The 8536-nt window shown below is 67.2% G+C and carries 7 protein-coding genes; all 7 read left to right on the forward strand.

All coding sequences use genetic code 11. From position 1 onward, the window contains the following. Window position 1 precedes the first annotated feature (1 nt). The 7 genes from NBW77_RS10675 (at window position 2) to NBW77_RS10705 (ending at window position 8399) form a co-directional block, all read left to right on the forward strand. Window positions 2-1459 (forward strand): flavin monoamine oxidase family protein, encoded by a 1458-nt coding sequence (locus NBW77_RS10675; RefSeq protein ID WP_250279641.1) that lies wholly within the window; start codon window positions 2-4, stop codon window positions 1457-1459. After that, a complete protein-coding gene (locus NBW77_RS10680; protein ID WP_250279642.1) occupies window positions 1452-2603 on the forward strand; it encodes a saccharopine dehydrogenase family protein in 1152 nt (383 codons plus the stop codon). The genes NBW77_RS10675 and NBW77_RS10680 overlap by 8 nt, the downstream gene beginning before the upstream one ends. A gap of 2 nt (window positions 2604-2605) precedes the next feature. Then, window positions 2606-2989 carry a hypothetical protein gene (locus tag NBW77_RS10685; RefSeq protein ID WP_131746720.1) on the forward strand — a complete coding sequence of 128 codons (384 nt, stop codon included), beginning with the start codon at window positions 2606-2608 and terminating at the stop codon, window positions 2987-2989. After that, window positions 2986-4368, forward strand: a complete 1383-nt coding sequence (locus NBW77_RS10690; RefSeq protein ID WP_131746721.1) for a flavin-containing monooxygenase — start codon at window positions 2986-2988, stop codon at window positions 4366-4368. The genes NBW77_RS10685 and NBW77_RS10690 overlap by 4 nt, the downstream gene beginning before the upstream one ends. A gap of 5 nt (window positions 4369-4373) precedes the next feature. Next, a complete protein-coding gene (locus NBW77_RS10695; protein WP_165486066.1) occupies window positions 4374-6086 on the forward strand; it encodes a class I adenylate-forming enzyme family protein in 1713 nt (570 codons plus the stop codon). Between the two features lie 66 nt (window positions 6087-6152). Beyond that, complete coding sequence (locus tag NBW77_RS10700; protein WP_165486067.1) at window positions 6153-7589, forward strand: flavin monoamine oxidase family protein; 1437 nt, start codon at window positions 6153-6155, stop codon at window positions 7587-7589. A 234-nt stretch (window positions 7590-7823) separates the two neighbouring features. Then, complete coding sequence (locus NBW77_RS10705) at window positions 7824-8399, forward strand: spheroidene monooxygenase (protein ID WP_131746724.1); 576 nt, start codon at window positions 7824-7826, stop codon at window positions 8397-8399. Window positions 8400-8536 lie beyond the last annotated feature (137 nt).

Consider the following 8536-nt stretch of genomic DNA (forward strand, 5'->3'; position numbering starts at 1 on the left):
CGTGGACGGGTCGAGGGACAACGGACGTCTGGACGTGCGGCACGTGACAGATGAGGCCCGGTTCGAGGCCGACACGATCGTGATCGGCGCCGGGCTCGCCGGGCTGACTGCGACGCGGGAGCTGAAAGAGGCCGGGTGGACCGTACGGCTGCTCGAAGCTCGTGAACGCGTGGGCGGACGACTCAAGGGCTACTCGCTAGGCGACGGCAAGGCCGTGGATCTTGGCGGGGAATACTTCGGCGACAAGAGCACCGCGATCGCGGAAGTGGCGCGATCAGTGGGGGTCAACGGGTTCCGAACCTATGACAAAGGCAAGCGGGTCTCACTTATCAACGGACGTCGATTCGAGTACACGGGTCTGTTCCCGTGGCGGATGGGGCCGGCAACGCTGGCCGACCTCGGACAGGCGGTGCTGAAGATTGAGCGGCTCGCACGCACGGTTCCACCCGACGGGCCGTGGAAAGCCCGGAACGCCGAAGAGCTGGACAGCCAGACGTTCTGGTCGTGGTGCCGGCGCAACGTGGCCACATCGACGGCGCGCGCGTTTCTCACCATGGCGACCGAGGCCGCGTACTGTGCGTCCCCGGCTGACTTGTCACTCCTGCACGTCCTGTACTACGCGAACGCGTCGGGTGGCTTCCGCTACCTCCTAGAGATCAGCGGCGGCATCCAGCGCTACCGCTTCGACGGGGGCGCGCACAGCATTCCCACGAAGTTGGCGGCCCGGCTAAGGGACGAGGTGCGCCTCGGCGCCGTCGTCCGGAAGATCGAGCAGCGGCCGGACTCGGTCGTCGTCACGGGACCCGGCTTCAAGGCGCAGGCGCGCTGGGTCGTCGTCGCCATACCGCTGACCCTGGCCGGGCGGATCACCTACGAGGAGGCGTTGCCCGGCTACCGCGACCAGCTAACGCAACGCATGCCGGCGGGTGCCGCGATCAAGTGCATCGCGATCTACGACGAGCCGTTCTGGCGCGACGCGGGGCTCAGCGGCCAGGTGACAATCAACGACGGGCCGTTCCGCGTGGCGTTCGACACCTCCCCGCCCGACGGCAGCCCCGGTGTTTTGTCCGTCTTCGTCACCGGATCGGCGGCGTGGACGCTGACCTGCCTCCCACGCGCGGAACGTCGCGTCGCAGTGCTCGACGGGCTGGTCCGGGGGCTCGGACCACGTGCCGGCAAGCCGACCGACTTCGTCGAGCAGAACTGGCTGGACGAGGAGTTCACTCGCGGCTGCTACCACGGGTTCGCGCCTCCCGGGGTGTACACGGCCTGCGGGCCGGCGCTTCGTGCGCCGATCGGGCGCATCCACTGGGCGGGCACGGAGACGGGTGTCCATCAGATGGGCTCCATGGGCGGCGCCATCGACTCCGGGCGCCGCGTGGCCCAGGAGTTGCTCGCACGTGAGGCGAACGCGCTCGGTCCAGGCGCCACGATCGTGGGCGCGGCGGCCCATGGGTAGCAAAGCGAGTTGCCCCGCGTCCGCGCCGCCCCTTCTCGTCGTCGGCGGATACGGCCTCGTGGGCGAACAGGTGTCGCGGCTGCTTCGTCGACGCCATCCGGATCTTCCACTTCTGCTCGGCGGTCGCCATCCTGAGCGTGCCCGTGGGCTGGCGGCCTCGATCGGGGCCTCAACCGTCGCCATCGACGTCAAGGTGAAGCAGCCGCTCGCGTCCCTCGCGGAACACCCAGCGGCGGTGCTCGCGGCGGTCAGCGATCCAGGTGATCACCTGCTCGTCGACGCGATGCGGCGCGGGATTCCGATCGCGGACATCAATCGGGCCGGCCACGCGAATATCCTCGACGTGGCCGTCGCCGCGGCCCGTGAACGCCCGTCCGCGGCGGTACTCCTGTCGGGAAGCTGGCTGGCGGGGTTGTCCGCCCTCATGGCCGCCGCGGCGGTCCGCGAGCTCGGTCAGGCCGAGCGGGTGGACATCTCGGCCCTGGCCTCGTCCGATGACCGTGTCGGTCCTGACTCCTGGGGTTTCAGCGACCGGCTCGCCTGGCCTTACTACGCGATGCACCTCGGCAAGCGGCACCCCGCTCACCCGCTGACGGGCCTGCGCCACGTGCGCTGCGCGGACGGCCGCGAGCGTCCGGCGGCACTCGTTGGGACGCTCGAGCAGACCACGTTGCCGCTTACGCTCGGCGTACCGACGGTCGAGACGCGCATGGCCCTACAGAGCGCGGTCGCGCTCTACGGACTCGTCGGGCTGAAGCGCTCCGGCGCCCTGCGCGCACTTGCGCGGCCGGCACTGCGGCGCATCCGCGCGGCCCTGCTTGAGCGCCCGGGAACCGGCGATTTCGCCGGCATTACGGTCACCGCCGAGGGCCCGACCCGCTCGGTGTCGGTCGATCTGCTCGACACCCGAGGGCAGGCACACCTGAGCGCCATCGGAGCCGCCTGCGCCGCCGAGCGGGTGCTCGGGCCAGGGCTTCCGGCCGGCATCTCGTTCCCCGAGCAGTACGCGGAGCCCGCGGCGGACATCGAAATGTTGCGGGAGGCCGGGGTTATGGTGCGTTTGACCGGCTTTACCGGAAATATTCCTCGCCCTCAGCATCGCGACGTGATGTCACTGAGGGCGGCGCGAGAAGAGGTCGCATAGCCATGAACAGAAGCGACACGCCGAGTCTGCTGCTCTGCACCCTGCGTGCCGTCGGCGGCGCCGCATTCCTGGCGCCCGCGCTCGGGGCAAAAAAGTTCGGCATCAACGACGACGCTGAAGGGACGTACCTCGTCCGCCTCTTCGCCGCGCGCAACGTGGCCTTGGCCGGCGGGCTGCTCGCGAGCAGAGGCGAGGCACGGCAGCTTTTATACAAGGCCGGCATCGCCTGCGATGCCCTCGACATCGCGGCCGGGCTACTCGGATTCCGCGCGGGAAAGGAGCGTTCGGCCGTGGTGGCCGACATGGGCGCCTCAATCGTCGCGACGCTGCTCGGCGTGGCCGGACTGATGATGGATCGGCGAGCGAGGGGGGCGCGTTCCCGATGACGACGGTCTCCCCGAACGTGGAAAGCGACCGGGCCGCTACGCCGACGACGGACCGCGAAGACACGGTGTGCGTCATCGGCGCCGGATCCGCGGGCATCGCGATGTGCCGCGCGCTCGCGCTGAGGGATATTCCATTCGACTGCTACGAGCGCCGCTCGGAGATCGGTGGCCTGTGGCGCTATCCCGCACAAGGCGGCAGCACTTGCGCGTATATGTCGCTGTTCGCGAACACGTCGAAGACGGTCATGCAGTACCCAAGCTATCCGATGCCCGACGGCTATCCGGACTATCCGCACCACACACAGGTGGCGCGGTATTTCGATGATTACGTCGACCACTTCGGCCTGCGTAAACACATCCGGTTGGAGACGGAGGTGACCCGCGTCGAGCCCGCGACCGGCGGCGGCTGGGCGGTAACACTCGGCGACGGGACGGTTCACCGGTATCGCGCAGCAATGGTGGCATCGGGAGGACGCCACGGCGTGCCCGTCTACGGGCAGTTCGACGGAACCTTCACCGGCCGGGAAATCCATGCCGTCGACTACGACGGCCCAGCGGATTTTGCGGGCCAGCGCGTCGTGATTCTCGGACTCGGCGCAACGTCAGCAGACATTGCCACCGAGGTGTCGCGGGTCGCCGCAGCCACCCACCTCTCGGTGCGCACCGGCCACTACGTCGTGCCCAAGATTCTCGAAGGGCACCCGATCGACAAGCTCTCCCCGTTCATGAAGAAGCTGTCGGTCGAGCAGCGACGCCCACTGCTGACACTGATGATCAAGATCGTGCACGGCGACATGACGGCTTATGGCCTCCCGGCACCGCCGTACAAGCCCGGGCAGGGTCCGCTGATCTCCAACAGCGAATTCCTGCCGGCCATCGTGCACGGGCGCATCGCTCCCAAGCCGACGATCACGGCCGTCGAAGGACGTATGGTGCGCTTCGCCGACGGACAGGCGGTCGAGGCGGACGCGATCATCCACTGCACCGGCTACCGGATCGCCTTCCCGTTCCTCGATGACGCTCTTGTCAGTGGCGGAGAAGACGCGCCGCCACTTTATCACCTGGTCGTGCCGCCGGAGATCCCGGGACTCTACTTCATCGGGCTGATCCACTCGATGATGTCACTCATGCCGCTGGCCGAGTTCCAGTCGGAATGGGTCGGTGACCTGCTCACAGATGCGGTCGGACTGCCGTCGCGCGCGCAGATGTGGTCACAGATCAGGCGCGCCCGGCGCCGCCAGGACAAGCGATTCCACAGTTCCTCGGGCCACCTGCTGGTGGACCCCAATGAATACGAGCGGCTCATCGCGGCCGAGCGCCGCACATACGCAACAACCGATCGCGCGGATGTCCGCACAGTAACCCGATGGAAGAGGTGAGTCACATGCGTTCGACCACAATCGACCCGACGGCGAGGTCCATGGTCCCTCTCACCGAAAGGCGTACCGACCCGACGAAGTTGCTCCGCGGCCAGTTCCAGCCGCGGCGCGTGTCGCTGCGCAAGCCGGTCAACGTCGGATTGATGGCTGAACTCGCCGCGGAACGGCACGGCCGCGTCCCGATCTATCTGGATCAACCGTTCACCTGGGATCCCGAGCAGCGGGTCGAACTCGACTATGTCGAGTGCGCGACGCTGGTGGGTCGGATGTCGGCGGCGCTCAAGGAAGCCGGTGTCAAGCGGTGGGACCGCGTGGCGATCGTCAAAACGCCGAACTATGACGTCCAGTCCCTCGCCTGGGCGGCGGCCCGCATCGGCGCTATCCCGGCGCTCATCTCGGCACGCCTGGACGTGGACATCATCAACATCTTACTTGAGCGTCTCCAGGCCCGGTTCCTCATTACCGACCCTGAAGTCGCCCAGCATGCCCGTCTGGACGCGGCCCGCCTCCGTGCCCTGTCCTGCACGGCCATCGCCCGCATTGATGGCGGGATACCGGTGGAAGACCTGTGGGGCGGTCCGGTGCCCGCGCCGAGCCCGCTCAAGGATGACGAGCCGATGATGATCACCCATACCTCGAGCACGACCGGGGTGTCGAAGCTCGCCGAAGCCTCCGCGACAGGCGTGACGTTTTCAGCCTTTATGGAGTCCATTTTCCCGTTCGTCCATTCCGCTGACGAGTTGTTCGCGAGCGCCATCTCGCACGTGCACGTGCGAGGAGCTGTGACCCAGATGGCTTCGTTCTCCCGCGGCACCCCGCTGCTCGGCATCGGCAAGCCCGACGACGACACCATCGTGCGCACGTTCAGCCGGTACCGCCCTACGATCGTGGAGGCACACCCGAACGCCTTCGTTGGCTGGGAACAGCTGGTTGACGACCGCTCACAGCCGTTCTCGAGCGTTCGCGTCTTCTTCAACACCTTCGATGCCATCCACCCGCGTACTATTCGCCGACTCCTGGCCGCGTCGAGGCGTGCGTTCCCGGTGTGGATCCAGTGCTACGGAATGACCGAGACACAGGTGGTGTCGGTCCGCACCTACACGAAGCGCGCGGCAGAACGGCTGGGCAGCCGCGACTCGCGCAGCGTCGGATGGCCGGTTCCCGGAGTACGCGTCCGGATCGCGGATCCGCAGACGGGTCGCCGTCGGCGTTCCCAGACCGAGCCAGGGATGATCCAGGCCAGGACGCGGGCGCGGGCACTCTCGTTCGTCGGCACGCCCGAAAAGTTCTCGGAGCGCCGGCACGGCAAGTGGTTCGACACCGGGGACTGGGGGCGTCGGGGCCGCTGGCACCAGGTCGAGGTGCTCGACCGCGTTGCGGACCGCATCGAGGGCGTCGAGAGCTGTCTGTGGATTGAGGACGTGCTCCTGGACCGGATCCCCGACGCGGAGGAGATCGTGGTCGTGCCGGACGAGCACGGTGAGCCGGTCGCCGTCGTCTGCATGCGCAACGGGAAGTCGCTCGGCGCCGACGCCTGGCGGGCCGCGTCCGCCGGTATCACGGGCCTCGGAGAGCCGTTGGAGGTCACGACCGGCGAGTTGCAGCGGACCGCGACCGTCAAGGCGCGGCGCTACCTCCTCACCGAGATGATCCGAGACCGCAACAACGGGCGCTCGGCAGCGGTCCGCCCGGAGGTCGTGCTGCGCGAGGGGGCGTAAGGGGAAGCGCTGCCTCCGATTCCTAGACGTGAGCGCCGGACGGTGACCCGAAAGATAGGAGAGACATTGCACGACATCAGCGAGAACCCATCGATCGAGGCCGATGTCATCGTCGTCGGTGCGGGTTTTGCCGGGATCACCGCCGCGCGCGAACTGAAGCGGGCCGGCAAATCCGTGGCGATGCTCGAGGCCCGCTCGCGCCTCGGCGGTCGCTCACTCAGCCGGCCGATCGGCGACGGCAAAGTCGTCGAGCTGGGTTGCGAGTTCCACGGCCAGTCCGACTCGGTGAGCGCCCGGACCGCCCGATCGGTCGGCATCGGCTCCCACAAGGTCTACGACGACGGATACAAACTGATTGACGACGGCGGCCGGATTGCCCGCTGGAAGGGCGCGATACCCAAGGTCAGCCCGGCCGCGCTCGTGGACTTCGGGCAGGCGGCGCTCCGCATCGAGCGGATGAGGCGTGAGGTGCCACAGGAAGCGCCCTGGCAGGCTCCCCACGCCGTGCAATGGGACAGCGAAACGATGTGGTCCTGGACTCAGCGCAACATCCGCACCAAGGCTGGGCGGTCGCTGATGCGGCTGCTGATCGAGAGCGGGATGGCCGCCTCGCCGGCCGAGGTATCCGTCCTGCACGTCTTGAACTACTCGAACGGCACTGGCGGCTTCCGGGCGATGACGACGGTCACCGGAGGCACCCTGGAGAACCGCTTCGTCGGCGGTTCGCACGGCCTTGCATTGCGGCTCGCGCAGAGCGTGACGGCAGAGACCTACGTGGGCGCGGCGGTGCGACGAATCAACCACTTCAGCGATCACGTCCGCGTAAGCGGCTCCGGGTTCGAGGCGGTAGGCCGACGGGTGGTCGTCGCAGTGCCAGTGCCGCTGTCCGGCCGGATCGAGTACGACCCCGTCCTGCCGGCGTACCGCGACCAGCTCACCCAGCGTTTGACATTCGGTTCGGCAATCAAGTACCTCGCGCTCTATGACGAGCCGTTCTGGCGCGCCGCGGGACTGACCGGTATGGCGATCAGTCACACTAGCCCGGTCCGGGCGGTGCTGGACGGTAGTCCGCCCGACGGCTCGCCTGGGGTTCTCACTGCCTTCGTGACCGGTCCGGCGGCCCACGCTGTCGGTCGCCTGAGCGAGGGGAAGCGCCGCGAACTGCTGTTACGCGAATTCGTACGCTACTTCGGCCCGCGCGCCGGTAAGCCGTACGACATCATCGAGCAGAACTGGATGGCGGAGCCCTACACTCGCGGCTGCTACCACGCTTACGCACCGCCTGGCCTCTACACAGAGTACGGGCCGGCGCTCAAGGAACCGATCGGCCGCATCCATTGGGCCGGGGCGGAGAGCGTGCCCGTCGAGTTCGGCTCGATGAGCGGGGCGATCTATTCCGGCCAGCGGGTCGCGACCGAAATCATCGCATGCGACGCCGATGACGGCCCCGGGCACCTGACGGCCGGGCCGGGGAAACCAGCGACCAGTCGATCTGTCCTATGACGGGAGATGAGCAACATGCGTGACGAATGGACGAGCATGCGCGAGAAGCTGACGGCTATACCGGACAAACGGGCGAGCTGCAGCTTAACAACACGACACACCTCAAAATAGGGTCGCGTTGTGTTTCTCTCCGCGCATATTGCTGACGTCGGTGTCAAAAAGGCAGTCGCGGCACTGCGATCGCGGCCCGACCCGGACACGATCGACGGTCTCCGCTATGCGGAAACCTGGTTGATGAGTCCCCTCCGGAAGGGATTGTTACCCTCGCCGGAAATCCGCGGCGTCGCCTTGATCGCCGCATGGGACGACGACCAGTCGCTCGACCGGTTCCTGTCCCACCCGCTCGCAAAGCCGTACGAGCAGGGATGGCGGGCTCGGTTCGAGCCGGTCCGCACCGTCGGCGCGTGGCCCGGGTTGCCCGACCTGCCGAGGCGGGAGCGACCCACAGAGGACCAGCCGGTCGCAGTGCTCACGATGGCGCGGATGCGGCTCACGCGAATCAGGGCGTTCGCGGCAGCCGCGGCACCGGCTGAGCGGGAGGCACTTCATCACCCCGCGTTCCTCGAGGGGGCCTCGCTCATGCACCCGCCCAACCTGATAAGCACGTTCACGCTGTGGCGGACCGCCCGAGAGATGCGCCAGTACGCGGTCGGGTCCTATCCGGGAGGACACGTACGAGCGATGAAGAAGCACGAGGAACGCGTGTTTCACCACGAGACGGTATTCGTGCGGCTTCGACCGTATGCGGTAGAAGGACGGTGGAACGGACGCAACCCGCTCGATACCCTGGAACCGCTATCGACGGCCTAATAATACAGTAACACTTTCATGATCTAAAACTTTGGCCGTGCTCGTGACCTGTACTGACGCAGTCGATCTTTGGTGTTGCTCGAACTCGTCGCAGGCGTGTCGCGGACGAAACGCCGGAAGGTGTTGCTGTAGTACTA

Origin of the sequence: Frankia sp. Cppng1_Ct_nod (genome assembly GCF_920656135.1) — a bacterium.
Taxonomy (GTDB): Bacteria; Actinomycetota; Actinomycetes; order Frankiales; family Frankiaceae; genus Protofrankia; species Protofrankia meridionalis.

Coding starts and splice junctions, on each gene's coding strand:
- NBW77_RS10680 (WP_250279642.1), top strand. CDS start 1,452: ATGGGTAGCAAAGCGAGTTGCCCCGCGTCCGCGCCGCCCCTTCTCGTC.
- NBW77_RS10685 (WP_131746720.1), top strand. CDS start 2,606: ATGAACAGAAGCGACACGCCGAGTCTGCTGCTCTGCACCCTGCGTGCC.
- NBW77_RS10690 (WP_131746721.1), top strand. CDS start 2,986: ATGACGACGGTCTCCCCGAACGTGGAAAGCGACCGGGCCGCTACGCCG.
- NBW77_RS10695 (WP_165486066.1), top strand. CDS start 4,374: ATGCGTTCGACCACAATCGACCCGACGGCGAGGTCCATGGTCCCTCTC.
- NBW77_RS10705 (WP_131746724.1), top strand. CDS start 7,824: ATGAGTCCCCTCCGGAAGGGATTGTTACCCTCGCCGGAAATCCGCGGC.